Source organism: Acetobacter orientalis, assembly GCF_000963965.1.
In the GTDB taxonomy this organism is placed as follows: domain Bacteria; phylum Pseudomonadota; class Alphaproteobacteria; order Acetobacterales; family Acetobacteraceae; genus Acetobacter; species Acetobacter orientalis.
Genome location: NZ_BAMX01000017.1, coordinates 1 through 17,575, shown reverse-complemented (window position 1 = coordinate 17,575; position 17,575 = coordinate 1). Strand labels below are relative to the sequence as shown.

Here is a 17,575-nt window from a genome sequence, read left to right as displayed (position 1 = left end):
ACGATTTGAACACCCATGGCGTTGGCGTACGTACGCCTGATGTTCTTGTTCTCGGGGCCGGGGCTGCTGGCCTTATGGCCGCATTTACGGCGGCACAGCGCGGTAAACGAGTAACCGTACTTGACCACTCACCCGAAATTGGGCGCAAAATTCTTATTTCTGGCGGTGGTCGGTGTAATTTTACTAATTTAGAGATAAAGCCAGAGCGTTTTATTTCTCAAAACAAACATTTTGTACGCTCAGCCCTAAGCCGCTACAAACCGGCTGATTTTTTGAGCTTGCTGACCAAGCACCGTATTGCTTGGCACGAAAAAAAGCTGGGACAGCTTTTTTGTGACAACTCAGCCCGCGATATTGTGGATATGCTCTTGGCTGAATGTGCGGCTGCCGGTGTAACCGTGCTGCCGGGTACGCGTATTACACGCATTGGACGGGCTGAAACTTTCCGTGTTGAAACATCTGCCGGTACGTTTGTTAGCCCTAATGTTGTGCTGGCCACTGGTGGTCTTTCCATTCCCAAAATTGGGGCAACGGGCTTTGCTTATGATGTTGCCAGACAGTTTGGGGTACCAGTCGTTATGCCCGCCCCAGCTTTGGTGCCGTTAGTGTTTGACCGCGATGAAGACGCATGGGTACGCACGTTAGCTGGTGTTTCGCTACCCGTTAAAGCCACATGCGGTAAGGTATCGTTTGAAGAGGCGTTGCTCTTTACGCACCGTGGCTTATCTGGCCCGGCTTTATTGCAAATTTCCTCTTACTGGCAAGCGGGCCAGCCTATACAACTAGACCTGCTGCCCGGACAAAATTGTGAGGCTTTGCTGTCTGGCCTTAAAGTGGCACGCGGTAAAATGCGTGGCCCTGCGGCGTTAAGCCGTTGGTTGCCGCAACGCCTTGCGCATGAACTGGCACAACGCCATGCTCCAGACCGCCCGGTGGTTGAATGGTCAGATAAAACAATACGAGCCTTAGCACAGGCTATCCATAAGCTAGAAGTGTACCCGACTGGCACCGAAGGGTACTACAAGGCAGAAGTAACTCGTGGCGGTATAGACACACGCGCGCTTTCTTCCAAAACTATGCAGGTTGAAGCGGTGCCCGGCCTTTATGTGGTCGGTGAAGCCATGGACGTAACCGGCTGGCTGGGTGGGTATAACTTTCATTGGGCGTGGGCCAGCGGTTATGCCGCTGGCGTGGCCTTAGCTGAAACGTAAAGCGCTTTACTGTTTACGCGCAGCCGATAGCTCTAGGGCGCGTGCATAAACCGTGCGGCGCGGAAGGCCGCAGGCTGTTGCTGCCAATGTTGCTGCATCTTTAATTGAGTGTGTCTCAAGCAAAGTGTTGAGGGTTGTATCGAGCGTATCTTGGCTGTTTTCTTCTTCTGGTGCGGGGCCAAGGAGCAGTGTAATTTCGCCTCGTGGGGCATTTTCTGCGTAAAATGTTGCAAGTTCCGCCACCGGGCCGCGGCGCACTTCTTCAAAGCGTTTGGTTAATTCGCGCGCTACGGCGGCTGCACGGGCTGGGCCAAAAATTTCAGCCATATCAGCCAAGGTTTCAGCTAAGCGGTGGGGGGCTTCGTGCCAAATAAGGGTTGCGCTTAAGCCAGCGCGCTCTGCCGCATGGAGTTTTGCAAAAGTGTCTTTCCGTGCAGAGGAGCGGGGTGGGGGAAAGCCAACAAACATAAAGGGGTGTGGGGGCAAGCCAGAAAGTACCAGAGCGCTGAGGGCTGCATTGGGGCCGGGAATAACGGTAAGGGAAATACCGGCTTCAATAGCGGCGCAAACCAGCCTGTAGCCGGGGTCTGAGAGCAATGGCATGCCAGCATCAGAAACAAGGGCTATGCGCGTACCGTTTTGTAAGCGCTCTATTAACGCGGGTACGCGCTGGCGCTCATTATGCTCGTGCAGGGCTTCTGTGCGTACGCTTAGGCTGTTTTCTGTAAGGAGGCGTGCTGTTGTGCGGGTATCTTCGCATAGCACAAGGTCTGCTTCGGCCAGTGCTTGTACTGCGCGGGGGCTGAAATCTCCCAAATTGCCGATGGGGGTTGCAACTAAGGTAAGGCTAAATGCACGTTGAGCATGACTCGTGCTGCGTCCTTCGCTATGGATAGACGGTTCCCGGTCGGGCTGTGCATCAGACCGGTTGCTTTCGGAGGACGAACTGGATGATGTCACGCGCCTATTCTTTCCTGTCTGATGCTGGTTTGAGCAGAGTGCCGCATGGTGGTCTGACGCCAAACCACGCGGCGCGCAAGACCAGAGTGGCCATACTGGGCACAATGGCACTTTTATTAGCAGGCTGTGCACAGCAGTCTGGTGGCGTGGGCCCACAGGCGCAAACGCCTAAAGGGAGCCAAAAAATTGGTGTGCTGTTGCCTCTAACTGGCCCTAATGCCGGGTTGGGGCACGAGCTGCTTGCCGGTGCGCAACTTGCATTAACGCAGCCTACCCCTGTGGCGAGCGCCACAACGGTTGGTGCGCCTGTTCCTTCGGCAGGGTTGGAGCTTGATGTGCGCGATACCGCAGCCGTGGGGGGGGGCACAGCAGCAGCGTCTGCCGCTATTGCAGCGGGTGATGGTATTTTGCTTGGCCCCCTGACCGCGGGCGATACGGCTGCGGCTGCCCCGGCAGCGCTTGAGGCGCACGTGCCTGTTTTGGCGTTTACGAGTGATGTTACACAAGCGCGCCCCGGTGTGTGGGTTATGGGTATTACCCCAGAAGACCAAGTGCAGCGTTTGGTCTCTTTGGCGCATAAAGAAGGGCGTACCCGCTTTGCGGCATTGCTGCCTAACACGGCTTTAGGGAAAGCGTTGGGCAATGGCTTGCAGGCTGCTTGCCAAGATAACGGCCTGCCAACGCCCACCGTTATTTACCATAATGGCACCACAGCCAGCATTACGAGTATGATGCACCAGCTTAGCGCATATGACAGCCGCTTGGCTGAAGCTAAAGCGCTTGCAGGTAGCGCAGCGCCTGCCGTGTCGGCCGATCAGACATCTGATAAGCCTTTGCCATCAGACCTTGCGGCTGCTTTACAAACCAATGGCGCGGCAGGCACAGCAGAAGTGCCAAAATTGTCGGCCCCTCCGTTTGATGCGCTATTGTTAGGTGATACGGGGCTTGCTTTAAGAGATGTGATTGCAGCACTTAATGACGCGCAAGTCTCGTCTAGTTCTGTACGTATTTTGGGGCCGGGCCTGTGGGCTGCGTTTGCTACCAAGCTCGGGGCACTCAAAGGGGCGTGGTATGCTGCGCCAGACCCCTCTTCTCGTCAGGCGTTTGCAACGCAATTTATGGCGCGTAACCACCACATGCCGCGCCCCTTGGCTGATTTGTCTTACGATGCAGCTATGGTTGCGAGAACCGTAGGGCAAAGTGGGGCTACTGGTTACCCGCTTGAGCTCTTTACACGGCCTGAAGGTTTTGCTGGGGTTGATGGGCGCTTTACGTTGCAGCCTAATGGGCAAACCCGCCGTGCGTTGGGTGTTTTTGAAGTCATTGGCAATGGTAGCAGCGCAAAGCTTATTGCGGCTTCAAATTTAAAAACTGGCGGTTAAAAAGGCTGGCTACATTTTGGCATGATGTTTTTACGTGGGGCATGCCAAGGAGTGTTAAAGAGGCTCTTCTTAAGGGATGAGCCTCTTTATTTATAGGGAGAGCTTATTGCCCGGCTATTGCCCCGCAGTTTGATTGCACGGGCTTGCCAGACATAACAGCCTGTGTGAACGCGGCTGAATCGGGCAGGGAGGCATTAACGGTCTGGCTGTGGTCTAGGCCGGGGTAAACGTGCGCTTGTACAACGGCACCGGCAGCGCAGGCCGCTTTAACAAGACCAAACTGTAAAACTGGCGGTACGTCTTTATCTTCCGAGCCGGTACCAACAAACAGCGGTTGGGCTAGTTTAAGCGTGGGGTAGCGCATATCTTCCATCGCTGGAGCTAACGCTTTACTAAAGCCGGGCAGCACTGAATTTTGGAAGTTAAGGCCCTCTTTTTTGACCAGAGCCGTTAGGTCTGTCACGCAGCTTTCAGAAGCGGCGCGGTAGGCAGGCATGGCTTTGGGGGTAAATGCGTCTTGCGGTTTGAAGCTATCATCTCGCCCAGCAAGGCCTGCGGCAAGATAGAGGCTGTAAACCATAAGCGGGTTATAGCCTGTTTCAGTTTTCGCGTTCGCGTGGGGTTGCAAGAGGGCGCTAACCAACTCTGGGGTAATATACGGCACACCGGTTGCAACTGTGCCACGAATATCTAAATCTGGTGCATAGGTCGGTGCAAAAGAGGCTGAAGCAACTGCCGCGCCACCACCTTGAGACTGCCCGACAATCATAATTTTGTTTTGCACAGGGAAAGCTGAGAGGGCGGCTCTTATGCTATCAAGCACGCTATAAGCTTCAACGCGTGTATCAAGGTAAGGGTGAGCGCCGGAGGAGCCTAAGCCTTGGTAGTCTGTGGCAACAATGGCAAAGCCTCGTTTCATCCACTCACTCAGGTAAATACGGTTACGCTCAGTGTAGGGGGAGAGAGAGGGGGCGCATTTATTGTTAATGCCTACTGTACCATGTGCCCAAGCTACAATAGGCCAGCCCCCTTTTGGGGCCTTACCAGCAGGCAGAATAACTTCTGCTGTAACCGGCACAAGGCCGTTTTGTGTAATGCCATTGGTTGAAAGGTAAGTGATGCGATAAGCCGGGCCAGCATGAGGTAGGCTAAGGGCTGCTGGAAGGGGGGCTTTTTCGAGAATGGTTCCGAGTTTTTGAGCATTCTGTGTAGCTTGCTCGCTTTTGGCATAACTGCTGGCGGGTAGAGCAAGGAATACGCTGCTGAGCAAGCAGGACGTTGTAAGAATTTTGCGTAATGAAGACGACATAAGCAAGGTTCTTTCTTTATGGAATAAACAAAAACCCGAAAATGCTAAGTGGGCTATAGTCAAACAGCAAGAAAATATTCTTAATAAAATACGCTGTCAATTTTTTAAAAATCACATAGAGTTATATTGTATATTCGCATTTGTTTTTTGTTATTACAAAAAGAGTTCATATTTATTTCATGGTTTTAAAAATAAAAGTGTTCAATAGGCTCTTGATGCATAAACAAAGCGCAGTGATGAAGCGGGCCCGATGGTAAGGTGTATATTGTTGTTTTCTGTGTTTTGTGCATTCTAACCAAACTTGTCGATAGCCCCGTGCAAACGGGTTAAAAGGGAATATCGTACCTCTGCTTGCAGGGTAGTCGGTAGCTGCGCCCGCAACTGTAAGCAGTAATGGTATAAAGCAAAGTGCCACATGGCAGACCACTGGTGCCAATACATACCGGGAAGGTGGCTTTATACCGATGATCTGCAAGCCAGGAGACCTGCTATTGTCGTACAGAAACGTACCGCCGGGCGGGTTGAACCGGAGGGCAGAGAAAAAACATGAGCCTTTTTGGTGTGCCGCGCACAACCATATCCCACCAAACACTCCACCCGGAAGTATCAGACCTTATACGGCAGTGCCCAACACGGTTAGACGTTTTGAGGGCGGCCTCTGGGTATGCACTCCTTCCTCCTGAAAAAGAGGAGGTGATTTTTCAAAATAGCTATACGCTCTTTATCAAGCTCAATAACGGACTGCCTCAAAATTACCGGGCAAGAGGCGGGATAATAGAAAGCGCGTTTCGCCCTTTGTTAAATAATGCACATACGGCCCTAGAAAATTTGCCACATAAGCAAACAGTGGCAACCGTGGCTGATGCACAGTGCCTGATAGAGGCTTATGTTAAAGTGCATTGGGCGTTAGGGGCGCGTGCAGCCGCAATGGATTTGTATTGTGCAGTTGAATAAGCTCAACATTATCGTATGTGGTGGGTTCTAAAGATGCAGCCTAGGCAGTCATAAGAGAGTGCGTAGCGTAGAGCGAATTCTGTGCTTGTGCTGCTGCTTGTAATGGCTTGGCAATAGGGTAGTGGAAAGAGTGTTTCCTATATTGGAAACAAGCGTTTGCGTGTTGCGCGATCTAACCGATTTTTTGGTGCAGTGCTGTCGTGTTGTATCAGAAAAAGAGCGTATGCTTTTACATAACCCCTTGGTTGGGTTGTCTAGGCGGCCTTGGTAACATTCTTTAAGATACCGCGTAAGTGTAAGCTTATTTAACCCGTAAAGTGTGAGGTGGGCGGTTCGTGTTTTTACGCCAATTAACCTATTTAATTGCTCTTGACCGTTTTCGTCATTTTTCACGAGCGGCAGAAAGTTGCGGTGTTTCTCAACCAGCGTTGTCGGCAGGTATCAGGCAGTTGGAAGCGGAACTTGGTATTACCATCATTCAACGAAACCGCCGCTTTTATGGGTTAACGGCAGAAGGGGAGCGCGTACTGACTTGGGCACGCCAGACGGTTGCAGCCTTAGATGGTTTGCGGCAGGAGGCTGCCTATGCGCAAGATGTAGCCGGAGGGTCTGTTGCTATAGGGGTTATGCCGCCAGCTATTTTAACCATTCCCGTACTGTTAGAAAGTTTTAGAGCGGCCGTACCCGCTTTGCATGTAGAAGTTAAGGTTTACTCCAGTAACGAGATTATACAGCATTTACGTGAGCATAGCCTGCAATTAGGGGTCATGTATCTTGACCAACTGCCACCCGATGGGCCGTTTGATGTGCAAACCCTGTATGCTGAGGAACATGTTTTAACGGCTGCAAAATCTATGAGCCTACCCACAGGCCGGGTAGCATCTTGGCAAGATATGGCAGACATTCCGCTTTGTTTGTTAAGCCGCAACATGCGGAGCAGGCAATTGGTTGACCAAGCCTTTCGGGAGGCCAAGGTTATTCCCAACGTGTTGCTTGAGACAGACGCACTTGAACTCTTGCATGCCGAGTTGGTGCGGGGCCGTATGGCTAGTATTTTACCGGTAGCAGCCTTACCCGAACGCACTGGTGCTTGTGGCTTGCAAACCCGCAGAATAGTTGGTTGTGCCTCGCCTGATGTCGGGATTGTTAAACAAAGCCAGATGAACAGTACGGCCTTAATTGAGCGGCTATGGAGCATTGCGAGCAGCTTGAAGCTTGATGATATTTATGCGCCATAAAGGCTCATCATAAATATTGCTTATGATATAATTATAACAAACACTTGGACGACAAGCCTCTGGTTTTGCATCGTGCGCTGCAAAGTAGAAAGCAGCGTAGATGAGCGGAACACAACAGCAGGCAGAACAGAAACACGCGGCCGGGCCATTGGGGTTGCTGGGGTGGTTTGCCGTTTTTAGTGCTGCGCGTTCTCAAACCTCATGGCGCGAAAAACTTAAATGGCTGCTTGAGCCCTCCGTGGGGGATTTAGCGTTTGCGTTGCGCTCCTCTTTAGCCGCTGGTCTTTCTTTGCTTATTGCCATGTGGATGGAGCTAGACAGCCCGCAATGGGCTCCTTTGAGCGTGTGGGTGGTTGCCCAGTCTTCTCGGGGGGAGAGCCTTTCAAAAGCACGGTGGCGTATAATAGGCACTGTGGTGGGGTGTTGTGTCGGGGTTGCCCTTATTGCCTCTTTCCCACAGGAAACCGCTTTGTTTTTTGGCGCTTTGGCCTTGTGGGTTGGGTTGTGCTGTGGCTTGGCCACCTTTTTAGAAAGCTACCGAGCCTACGGGTTGGTTTTAACGGGGTTTACATCGGCCATTGTTGCCACGGGGGCCATTTCTGAGCCCGACCATGTGTTTGATATTGCTATGGCTCGTGGCACCTACATTATTCTGGGTGTGGTGTGTGAGGCCGCATTGGCACTTTTATGCACCCCTTCCATGCGTGAGCAGGCTTTACGTAACCTGACCCTGCGTTTGGAAGGTGCAAAAAATGCGGTGTGCCAAGCTGTACCAGACCTGCTTACGGGCAAAGGTACGCCACAAAAGCAGGCGCAGGTACTTACAACCCTTGTTTCGGCCAATAGCCGTATAGAGTTTGATGCGCTGGAAATTGGTGCCCATACTCATGCGGGTGACCATGCACGTGCAGCCTTGTCTTACCTTATGGTTATGTTGGCGCGTGCGCGCGGTATGGGGTTGTTGGCACAACAGCAAGGGCAAAAGAGTGCCCAAACCTACCCAGCCCCTTTAGCTGCCGATTATGCAGAGGCCAAAAAACACATAACGTTAAGCACGCATGCTCAAAAGGGTGATCGTTTTCGGTTTAAAACATCCTCTCGGCGGCATGCGCGTGAGGCTGTAGAAAACGGTATTCGTTCAGCCGCAGGTATTCTTGCAGCTTGGCTTGTGTGGGAGGTAACGGCATGGCCATCTGGTGCTGCATTTATCTCGTTTGTAGCGCTGGTATATGGGTTGCTTGCCACGCGTGAAAACCCAATTTTGGCCTCTAGTGCTTTTTTTAAAGGTGCGGTTTGGTGCGCTGTTGTGGCCGGACTATATGCCTTTTTGGTTATGCCCTTATTGACCACACCGGAAATGCTTTTGTTTGCGCTTATGCTCCCCATGACTATTGGCGGTCTTGCTGCGCGGCATAGCAACACGGCAGGGTATGCTTTTTCGTTTAATATGTTTTTGCCTGTGTTACTGGGCCCTTCTAACTTGGGGCGGTATAATGAAGTTGCTTTTTATAACGGGGCATTAGCTTTCTTATTTGCGGTTTTGTTTGTTGGCTGGACATACCGTGCCGTTTTGCCGTTTCATATAGACTCACATATGCGCCGTACCCTTAAATGGCGTACCATGCGGCTTAAAGCTTTAGCTGCCCCCCGTAACCACGCGACCATGCAACAATGGTTGACTGAAAGTGCTGAAAGCCTGGTGCGTATTTTGCGTAACGCGCAAAATGTACCAGAGCAGTTGCGGCTTGCTTATATGCAAGAGCAACTTCAGGCTATGAGCTTGGGTATGGGGGTTATTCTGCTAAGAGACGTAGTGCGGGATGGTACAATACCTCAAGGAATACGCCGGGGCTTACGCGTTTTTTTGCGTAAATGGAGCACGGAGGGCGTGCAGGCGCTCCAATGGAATATTATGATGCAGCATTGGTTAGGCCGCCAGATTGCGCTGGAGCAAGATCAAGGCATAAAAACAAAGTTGGAAACGGTTCAAGCCTGTTTACAGGTGATGACTGCCGAGACAGTACAGCACGACAACCTGGCAAGATTTGTATAGACAGGCTTACGCGGGCGTTTAAGCTGTTGCTTCTGCCGTGTAGCGTATTGTTGGTGTCTGCTCATCAGACATACCGCAGGCTGTAGGTTCATCTATAGTCAGGAGCAAGCGGCTTCTTTGCTGGGCGGGTAGATGTGAGACTGGTGGGGAGCGATGGACCACCCCACTGTGCCCAGGCCATGCGCGGCCCTTTAAGAGGGCAATATCGCCGGCATTAAGCTTATGAATAGAGCTATCTTCAATATGTTTGGGTACGCCATAATCATTCAGGTTATCGGGCGCCAGATATTCTGACGGTACCCATTCTGTCGCTAAGCCAAAATAGGTGCATAACAACCTAAGCCGAACATTATCTGTATGGAATTTACGGCAGGAATCTGTACGCACATGCTCTAGCCTAAAGCGCACAGTAGAGAGTTTGCTATGTGCTTGGTAAAGGCGTGCCAGCATTATGGCATCGTCCAGAATTTTGCGCGTATTTGGGGGCATATGGGGGCACAGCAAGGTATATAATTCTTGTGGTGTACCTTTAGCCAACATTAAACTTGGCCCTGTTTGCATGTACTGTACAACGGCGTGGTGCAGATTATCTGGCAGTGTCCGTTCAATACGTACCAACCCAGATGTTTCTTTTTGTGGGGCATGCGTTGCAAAGTGAAAGAGGCTGCGTGTGGGGCAAGAAGCAAGAGGCATGGTACAAACTCATTATAATGCAACAATATAACATTACACTACGATAGAGGGATGCGGTAAGCAATCCGTAAGTGAGCTAATCTCTCGCAGGCATGAGTATGAGCGGTATTAGCCTGACTACTTTTTTGCTTTTTTAACCCGTATCAGAGTAGCCTGAGCTGGCAGTCATAGTAATGGAGGGCAGCATGGCACGTAAAATAAGCAAACCGAACAAGCAGATTTCTGTGAGTGCCATAGTGTTAGGGCTTTTGCTAACGGCTTGCACACAAGCCCAGCCGCCAGTTGCGGCAGAGCAGGGGGCTATTCATATTCCTGTGCAACACGCCGAGCCTATCCATATGCAGCAGGCAGTTTACCACTGCACAGGCTCTGCCAGCTTATTAGCCCATATCGGGCTAGAAACTACACAGGTACGCTACATTAATGCTGGTGCAATCAGTCTGGTAGTTTTGCCAGTTGATGGTCAAACACAGGTTTTCTCTAATGTTATTGCAGCTTCTGGCGCAAAATATGTAGCAGGTGAATTTGTGTGGTGGACAAAAGGTAGCACAGCTTTTTTCAGCAGCGCGTTGCTCAATAATGCTGGCACACTCACTTGCCAAGAAACAAAGCCCGACACAACGCACCCCTAAGGGTGGTTCAGCTATGTTGGTCTCTCGGTTTTTTAAGGCTCAAGGCATACTCTCATGCTACTGCGTGAAAGCGGTAAACGTACTTTTTTACAAGACCGCCAATTAGGCAGCTCTTTAGCAATGGTAGCAGGCGCGCTTAATTCGGCAGGGTTTTTAAGTGTTGGATATTACTGCGCTAACATGACCGGTAATATTTCAATGCTGGCCAGTGTATCGTTACAGGGCAAGGTAGATGTTGCTCTTATGGCAGGCAGTGTCGTGCTCTGTTTTTGGCTTGGAGCGCTGCTTTGCACTTTATTGGTAAACCGGGGGCGGCATAAAGGCTTAGGGGCGGTTTACGCTTATAGTATTTTGCTTGAGGCGTTTATATTAGTTCTATTAGGGCTGGCTCAACTCTTTTGGTTCTCTCCTGCTGGGCAGGTTATGGTGGCTCCGTTGGTTTTGGCGTTTCTTATGGGTATGCAAAACGCAACAGTCACACGTATTTCTGGCGCGGTTGTGCGGACAACGCATGTAACCGGCATGATTACAGATTTAGGTATAGAAATGGCCGATTGGCTTACATCGTTTAGCCAGCCACAGGACGCAGAAAAACACCAAAAAATGCAAAAGCGTCTTTGGCTACATAGCCAAATTATTGTCTGCTTTATTCTTGGTAGTGCGTTGGGTGTTTATATTTACACGGCTTGGCCGGAGTATTTTTTGCTAGGTGCAGGGGGTGTTTTAGCCTGCCTTGCTTTACCCGGCGTGTTTATAAATATGCGTAAATCGAGCAGCAAAAATTAAGTGGTGGCGTGCAAACTTTCGCCACCACTTAGTCAGGCTTATTTTACAAAACCAACCAATTTTTCTGCTTCAGTAACAATAGGCTCTGCAATGGCTTGCGCACGAAGTGCCCCAGAGCGCAGCACAGACACTAAATGGTCTTCGTTTTGCATAAGCCGTTGGGTTTCTTGCGCGATAGGCGCAATTGCCCCCACAACGACCTCTGTCAACGCCTGCTTGAAGGGGCCAAACCCTTGGCCTTGGTGCTGGGCCAAAACTTCTGCAAGGCTCATATCAGCCAGAGCGGCGTAAATAGTGACCAGATTTTTAGCCTCTGGTCTGCCTTCAAGGCCTTCTACTTCGCTTGGTAGGGTATCGGTATCTGTTTTGGCGCGGCGTATTTTAAGGGCAATGGTGTCTGCATCGTCTGTCATTTCAATACGGCTTTGGGCAGACGGGTCAGATTTAGACATTTTCTTTGTGCCATCACGCAAGCTCATAACGCGTGCTGCCGCTGGCGGAATAAGCGCTTCAACCTGCGGGAAAAACTCAACGCCGTAGTCATGGTTGAATTTTTGGGCAATGTCGTTGGTAAGTTCCAGATGTTGTTTCTGGTCTTCACCCACGGGTACGCGTGTGGCTTTGTAAGCCAGAATATCTGCGGCCATCAGGTTTGGGTACACATACAGACCCGCTGAGTGGTTTTCGCGGTCTTTGCCTGCCTTGTCTTTAAATTGTGTCATGCGGTTGAGCCAGCCTAACCGAGACACACAGTTAAAAATCCATGCTAGCCGTGCATGCGCAGAAACGGCAGATTGGTTAAAGAGAATATGTTTTTGCGGATCAATACCAGCCGCAAGCAAAATAGCAGCTTGTGTTAAGGTCTGGCTGCGGAGCTTGGCTGGTTCTTGCCACACAGTAATGGCGTGCATGTCTACAAGGCAGAAAACACATTCGTGGTCAGCCTGAAGGTTAACCCAGTTACGAATAGCCCCAAGGTAATTACCTAACTGAGGAATACCGGATGGCTGTATGCCAGAAAAAATGCGTTGCATGGACATTACCACTATGGCTTTACAAACAAATCAAGGAATTGGGGCTGTCTTGTTAAGAGCTTCGCGCTCGTCAGCAACTTTTCCAGATGAGATACGGTTGCTACGCGCGGCTGCAATATCTTGCGCGGTTATTTCCGGCGCAGGTTTTACTGTGCCGCGGGCAGACAACCATGTCAGAATTTTTGCAACCTCTTCGTCTTTCAAATAACGGAAAGGTGGCATTTCAGCATTATAAGGCTGGCCGTTGGCCATAATGGGGCCACTTACGCCATTCATGAGCACATTTGCTAGGTACTGCCTGCCTTCTGGTGTGGCGGCAATTTTATCTATGCGGCCCACAAGGGGGGGGACAGAACCCGGCATACCATCGCCACTATGGTGGCAAATGCCGCAATTGCTGCCGTACAAACTTTTAGGGCTTTTACGAGAGCAATCTGTGAGCGTCAGGCACAGCCCCCCCAGCATAAGCATGGAGAAAACAGAGCGTAAGCAGGGGGAGTGTGTCATTACTCAGATCAATGCGCGTGGTCTACGCCCAAAATCTGAATACGGAAAATAAGCGGGCTGTCGGCGGGAATAACGCCCATAGCTTTATGCCCGTACCCAAGTTCTGGCGGCACATAGAGCATCCATGTGTCACCAACGTGCATCATGGGCATTGCTTCCATCCAGCCTTGCACAAGCCCTTGCAATGGCATTTGCATATAAGCGCCATCGCCATGCTGTTCAGAGCTATCAAAAATGGAGCCATCAGGCAGGCGGCCTTCATAAATGACCATCATCATGTCCCCAACGCGCGGCTGTGGGCCGTCTTTGGGGCCAGAGGCAATCACCTTATAGGCCAGCCCGTCTTTCAAGGTCACAACGCCGGGTTCAGCCCGGAGCTTAGCCATTTGCTGTTGAGGGGTAAGCTCAACATCTTCATCCTTATGGGCACCGCATGCGGCAAGAGAGGCGGCCATGCTGGCCGCCAGAACGAAGTGGGTGAGTTTGAAACGACGGGTCATGGTCCTCTCGGCAATCCAGTTAAAGAATGGCAGGGGAGAAAAGGCTCAGAGGGCCCCACCATTACGGCCAATCTGAGCACCCAAACGCAGGCGCAGGGCATTCAACTTAATGAAACCCTGTGCATCTTGCTGGTTGTAAGCCCCTTCGTCATCTTCAAAAGTTACAACGCGGGTATCATACAGGCTGTTGGGGCTTTCACGACCAACGCAGATGACATTCCCTTTATACAGCTTAAGGCGCACACGGCCAGAGACAGAATGCTGAGAGGCATCAATGAGGGCTTGCAGCATACGGCGCTCTGGAGAGAACCACAGGCCATTGTAAAGAATAGCCGCATAGCGTGGCATCAGGCTATCTTTAAGGTGCATGGCTTCACGGTCTAGCGTGATGGATTCAATGCTACGGTGTGCCGTTAACAGAATTGTACCGCCGGGTGTTTCGTAAATACCGCGCGACTTCATGCCAACAAAACGGTTTTCAACAAGGTCAAGACGGCCAATACCGTTGGCTTTGCCCAGCTCATTCAGGCGGGTGAGCAGGGTTGCCGGAGACATGGCAACACCGTTAATGGCAACGGGATCACCGCTTACGAAATCAATGGTAATTTCGGTTGCTTTGTCTGGCGCGGCTTCTGGCGCGATGGTGCGCTGGAACACAATTTCTTCTGGCCCGATAGCGGGGTCTTCCAGTAGTTTGCCTTCAGAAGAAGAGTGCAGCAGGTTGGCATCAACAGAGAAGGGGGCTTCGCCGCGTTTGTCTTTGGCAATAGGGATCTGGTTTTCTTCAGCAAACGCCAGCAGACGTGTGCGAGAGGTCAGATCCCATTCGCGCCAAGGTGCAATAACCGTGATGTCTGGCTGAAGCGAGTAGTACGCCAGTTCAAAGCGAACCTGGTCATTGCCTTTACCGGTAGCACCATGTGCAACGGCATCTGCGCCAACAGCGCGGGCAATTTCAATTTGGCGTTGGGCAATAAGTGGGCGGGCAATAGAGGTGCCCAGCAGGTATTGGCCTTCGTAGAGCGTGTTCGCCCGAAACATTGGAAAGACGAAGTCTTTAACAAACGTTTCGCGCAGGTCTTCAACAAAGATGTCTTTTACGCCAAACATCTCTGCTTTTTTACGCGCAGGCTCAAGTTCTTCACCCTGGCCAAGGTCAGCGGTAAAGGTAACAACCTCACAATTATACGTCTTCTGCAACCAGCGCAGGATGACAGATGTGTCGAGCCCCCCCGAATAGGCGAGGACAACTTTTTTGACATCTTTTCTGGCGGCAGGTGCGCCCATGAGGATGATCTCCTGAATCTTGAAGTAAAAGGTTTCGCACTGTCTCCTAGCACCACAGATGCCAAGGAGCCAGAGCCTGCGCCTGCATGACAGGCTTTGAGTGCAGAAAAATCAGCTTTGGGCGGCTCTTATCCGCTCGCTTTCGGTTTTCAATTGCCCACATGCCGCCAGAATATCGCGCCCACGGGGAGTACGAATGGGCGAGGAGAAGCCTGCGTCCATAATAATCTGGGCAAATTTGTTTTGCTGCTCACGCGTGGAGGGGCGGTAAGCACTCCCCGGCCATGGGTTAAAGGGAATAAGGTTAACTTTGGCCGGTAGCCCGGAAATGAGCCGGACGAGCTCGCGGGCATCGGCCTCGCTGTCGTTTACGCCGCGTAGCATAATATACTCAAATGTAATGCGGCGGGAGTTGTTTGCTGCCGGGTAGCGGCGGCAGGCGGCTAACACTTCCTCAATGGGGTATTTGCGGTTAAGTGGCACAATTTCGTTGCGTAGCTCGTTGGTAACGGCATGCAAAGAAACCGCAAGGTTAATACCTAGTTCTTCGCCACACCTGTCCATCAACGGCACAACGCCAGATGTGGAAAGCGTGATACGCCTGCGCGAAAGAGCAATGCCTTCACCATCCATGATAATTTTCATGGCTTTGGCAATATTCTCGTAATTATACAGCGGCTCCCCCATGCCCATAAGCACAATGGTAGAGAGTAGGCGGGGGGTGTCACCTTTGGGACTTGGCCACTCGCTGTAAGAATCTCGGGCAGCCATAAACTGGCCCACAATTTCTGCCGCACCAAGGTTACGCACAAGTTTTTGCGTGCCGGTATGGCAAAAGGTGCAAGACAAAGTGCAGCCTACTTGCGATGAAATGCACACAGCGCCCCGGTCTTCGCGCCGGTCGGGAATGTAGACCGTTTCGGCTTCCTGCCCATCCCTAAAACGGAAGAGGAATTTGCGGGTTTCATCGGTAGAGGTCTGTACCATAGCCGCTTGTGGGCGCCCGACAACAAAACGCTCAGCCAGTTTGGCTTGCAGGGGCTTGGCAATGCTGCTCATGGCAGAAAAATCTGTTACGCCCTGATGATAGATCCAGTGCCATAGTTGTTTGGTGCGGAAAGGCTTTTCGCCAATTTCCACCAAAAGTTCAGTCAACTCGTCCCGGGATAAACCAACTAGATCACGCCGCCCATCAGGTAATGTGGCGTCTGGCGGGCTGAAAAGAGCTGCTTTGGCAAGAATACGGGCACGATCTTCTGCATTCAGCGCAGCAGATGCTGCGGCATCGTGAGTATGAGAAGATGGAGCAGAATCAACGAGAGACATAGAGCGTGCCGTACATAATGGGGGAGGGGTGCGTTATTGAGACGATAACAGAAAAAGGCCCAGCTTGCACCGGGCCTGCGCACCTATAAGGTATTTTGCTTTGCGCCTGCAAGGTTAGCGTTTGCAGAGCATATTTTGGTTTTAGTGCGTGTTTGGCTGGTTTGCAGAAGCTTGTGGTTGCAGGCGCGCTTTAAGCCAAGGCGCGATGGTAGTTTTGCTTGGGTCTATTTCCCCTAAAATAGCGCTGATTGTTTGCGCAGAATATGCATCTGGCTTGCGGTCGGGAGAAATGGGGAAAGAAGGGCGGGGAATGGTGAACGATAAAGCCGGCTGTTGGGTTTGCTCATCAGCGGCGTTGCTTGCAGGAATAGCACCATCTTGCTCAATGTCAGCTTGAACAGAGAGACTGCTGGCATCTGGGTGCAGGCCAAAATAGAGGTAAGCGTAAGACGCAGCAGCAGAAAGCACGTCACGCACCGCAAGGTGGTATTGGTTCATGCTGCTATCTGTTTGGTCATGTGCGTGTAGTGCTGCAGGGTCTGTCCCGATAAGCAGGAGCTGGCGCTCTGGGTCTTCGCGTAATGTTAGGCCCTCTTGTTCGTAGCCAGACAAAAGAGCTTGGCCAACCTCAGCAATATTTGTGTCGTGTTGTGTAGACGCATGACGTGGCAAGGGGGAGGCTGAGGCACCACCAATGATGCCAAACAAGGCGGTAGTAGCACCGAGCACCATGATGAATTTGCGGAGCATAATAATGTTTGACCCTTTTTGCTGCTTATAAAAGCGTATCTCACGCGATTGTGGCAAAAAGAGTGGCCATACGTCATCTTTAAACTAAGCGTATGGCTGTAAATTAGTTTTTAAATAAAAGGCTGATTAATTCTTGCGGGCTGCAATAAGAAATTCCTTATTGCCTTCCGGGCCGGTGATAGGGCTTTTTTCTATGCCTAAAACATTCCAACCTTCTAGGCCGCGCCACCATGTTTCTATGGTTTCGCATACACTGGCATGTACGGCAGGGTCTCTTACAACGCCTTTAGCGCCTATTTGCTCCCGACCAGCTTCAAACTGGGGTTTAATAAGGGCTACGGCCCATGCGCCGCTTGCTGCCAGAGAAAGAGCGGCAGGCAAGACCGTGCGCAAGCCAATAAAGCTGGCATCGCACACCACTACGGACGGAGCTTGCGGAATAAGCGTAGAATCTAGCATGCGGGCGTTACATTTTTCCATAACAACCACGCGCGGGTCTGAGCGGAGCTTCCAAGCCAACTGTCCATGCCCAACATCAACCGCATAAACAGAGCTGGCGCCGTTTGTGAGCAACACATCCGTGAAGCCGCCTGTAGACGCACCAACGTCTAGGCAAATTTGGTCTTGGGGAGAGAGATTAAAAAACTCAAGAGCATGGGCCAGTTTACAGCCCCCGCGGGAAACCCACGGGTGCGGCTGGCCTCTTACGTCAAGTGGGGCGTCTTCACGTAATTGGTCACCGGCTTTGGCAACGCGTTTTTCAGCTGAAAACACAAGCCCGGCCATAATGAGGGCTTGTGCTTTGGTGCGGCTTTCAACCAACCCACGGTCTACCAAAAGCTGGTCTGCGCGCCGCCGTGCCATACTTAAGCGATCTGACCAGAAACAGCTGTCTCAGACAAAGCAACCCCCAGCGCGCTGAGAGCGGTTTGTACGATGTGGGGTGCGGTAAG

General features: G+C 51.4%; 17 protein-coding genes and 1 riboswitch. Of the genes, 7 read left to right on the top strand and 10 right to left on the bottom strand.

What is annotated here, in order from left to right; genetic code table 11:
- Positions 1 to 5 precede the first annotated feature (5 nt).
- Positions 6 to 1,211 (top strand): BaiN/RdsA family NAD(P)/FAD-dependent oxidoreductase, encoded by a 1,206-nt coding sequence (locus Abor_RS07360; protein ID WP_048841210.1) that lies wholly within the window; start codon positions 6 to 8, stop codon positions 1,209 to 1,211.
- Between the two features lie 6 nt (positions 1,212 to 1,217).
- Here the strand turns inward: Abor_RS07360 and rsmI are convergent, their stop codons facing one another.
- Positions 1,218 to 2,171 carry a 16S rRNA (cytidine(1402)-2'-O)-methyltransferase gene (gene rsmI, locus Abor_RS07355; RefSeq protein ID WP_048841209.1) on the bottom strand — a complete coding sequence of 318 codons (954 nt, stop codon included), beginning with the start codon at positions 2,169 to 2,171 and terminating at the stop codon, positions 1,218 to 1,220.
- Here rsmI and Abor_RS07350 point away from each other — a divergent pair.
- Entirely contained in the window at positions 2,165 to 3,553 is a 1,389-nt protein-coding gene (locus Abor_RS07350) for a penicillin-binding protein activator (RefSeq protein ID WP_048841208.1), read from the top strand. The two genes, rsmI and Abor_RS07350, sit on opposite strands and share 7 nt — an antisense overlap.
- A 103-nt stretch (positions 3,554 to 3,656) precedes the next feature.
- Here the strand turns inward: Abor_RS07350 and Abor_RS07345 are convergent, their stop codons facing one another.
- On the bottom strand, positions 3,657 to 4,862 hold the full coding sequence (locus Abor_RS07345; RefSeq protein WP_048841207.1) for an alpha/beta fold hydrolase: 1,206 nt from the start codon (positions 4,860 to 4,862) through the stop codon (positions 3,657 to 3,659).
- A 291-nt stretch (positions 4,863 to 5,153) separates the two neighbouring features.
- A riboswitch (cobalamin riboswitch) is annotated at positions 5,154 to 5,369 on the top strand.
- Between the two features lie 39 nt (positions 5,370 to 5,408).
- On the opposite strand from Abor_RS07345, the gene Abor_RS07340 reads away from it, so the two are divergent.
- The 3 genes from Abor_RS07340 (at position 5,409) to Abor_RS07330 (ending at position 9,107) form a co-directional block, all read left to right on the top strand.
- Complete coding sequence (locus Abor_RS07340) at positions 5,409 to 5,816, top strand: hypothetical protein (protein WP_048841206.1); 408 nt, start codon at positions 5,409 to 5,411, stop codon at positions 5,814 to 5,816.
- Positions 5,817 to 6,151: 335 nt separating this feature from the next.
- Positions 6,152 to 7,054, top strand: coding sequence for a LysR family transcriptional regulator (locus Abor_RS07335; protein WP_048841205.1), 903 nt, complete (start codon positions 6,152 to 6,154; stop codon positions 7,052 to 7,054).
- A gap of 100 nt (positions 7,055 to 7,154) precedes the next feature.
- Positions 7,155 to 9,107 (top strand): FUSC family protein, encoded by a 1,953-nt coding sequence (locus Abor_RS07330; RefSeq protein WP_084594421.1) that lies wholly within the window; start codon positions 7,155 to 7,157, stop codon positions 9,105 to 9,107.
- Positions 9,108 to 9,125: 18 nt separating this feature from the next.
- On the opposite strand, the gene Abor_RS07325 is transcribed toward Abor_RS07330, so the two are convergent.
- On the bottom strand, positions 9,126 to 9,800 hold the full coding sequence (locus tag Abor_RS07325) for a DUF1826 domain-containing protein (protein WP_048841204.1): 675 nt from the start codon (positions 9,798 to 9,800) through the stop codon (positions 9,126 to 9,128).
- 185 nt (positions 9,801 to 9,985) lie between these two features.
- Between Abor_RS07325 and Abor_RS07320 the strand changes: the two genes are divergently transcribed.
- Both Abor_RS07320 and Abor_RS07315 read left to right on the top strand, forming a co-directional pair.
- On the top strand, positions 9,986 to 10,432 hold the full coding sequence (locus Abor_RS07320; RefSeq protein ID WP_232015110.1) for an MliC family protein: 447 nt from the start codon (positions 9,986 to 9,988) through the stop codon (positions 10,430 to 10,432).
- A 54-nt stretch (positions 10,433 to 10,486) separates the two neighbouring features.
- Positions 10,487 to 11,218: a YoaK family protein gene (locus Abor_RS07315; RefSeq protein ID WP_048841203.1), complete on the top strand. Its 732-nt coding sequence runs from the start codon at positions 10,487 to 10,489 to the stop codon at positions 11,216 to 11,218.
- A gap of 38 nt (positions 11,219 to 11,256) precedes the next feature.
- Here Abor_RS07315 and trpS read toward each other — a convergent pair whose 3' ends face one another.
- From trpS to Abor_RS07280, 7 genes are all read right to left on the bottom strand, one after another.
- Entirely contained in the window at positions 11,257 to 12,252 is a 996-nt protein-coding gene (gene trpS / locus Abor_RS07310) for a tryptophan--tRNA ligase (protein WP_048841311.1), read from the bottom strand.
- A gap of 30 nt (positions 12,253 to 12,282) precedes the next feature.
- A complete protein-coding gene (locus Abor_RS07305) occupies positions 12,283 to 12,759 on the bottom strand; it encodes a c-type cytochrome (RefSeq protein WP_048841202.1) in 477 nt (158 codons plus the stop codon).
- An 8-nt stretch (positions 12,760 to 12,767) separates the two neighbouring features.
- Positions 12,768 to 13,259: an FKBP-type peptidyl-prolyl cis-trans isomerase gene (locus Abor_RS07300; protein WP_048841201.1), complete on the bottom strand. Its 492-nt coding sequence runs from the start codon at positions 13,257 to 13,259 to the stop codon at positions 12,768 to 12,770.
- Between the two features lie 45 nt (positions 13,260 to 13,304).
- A complete protein-coding gene (locus Abor_RS07295; protein ID WP_048841200.1) occupies positions 13,305 to 14,546 on the bottom strand; it encodes an argininosuccinate synthase in 1,242 nt (413 codons plus the stop codon).
- A gap of 111 nt (positions 14,547 to 14,657) precedes the next feature.
- Entirely contained in the window at positions 14,658 to 15,872 is a 1,215-nt protein-coding gene (rlmN, locus tag Abor_RS07290) for a dual-specificity RNA methyltransferase RlmN (RefSeq protein ID WP_048841199.1), read from the bottom strand.
- 141 nt (positions 15,873 to 16,013) lie between these two features.
- The gene (locus Abor_RS07285; RefSeq protein ID WP_126621101.1) at positions 16,014 to 16,622 is read right to left on the bottom strand and encodes a hypothetical protein; all 609 of its coding nucleotides are present in this window, start codon (positions 16,620 to 16,622) and stop codon (positions 16,014 to 16,016) included.
- 126 nt (positions 16,623 to 16,748) lie between these two features.
- Complete coding sequence (locus Abor_RS07280) at positions 16,749 to 17,486, bottom strand: TlyA family RNA methyltransferase (protein WP_048841198.1); 738 nt, start codon at positions 17,484 to 17,486, stop codon at positions 16,749 to 16,751.
- Positions 17,487 to 17,575: the final 89 nt, after the last annotated feature.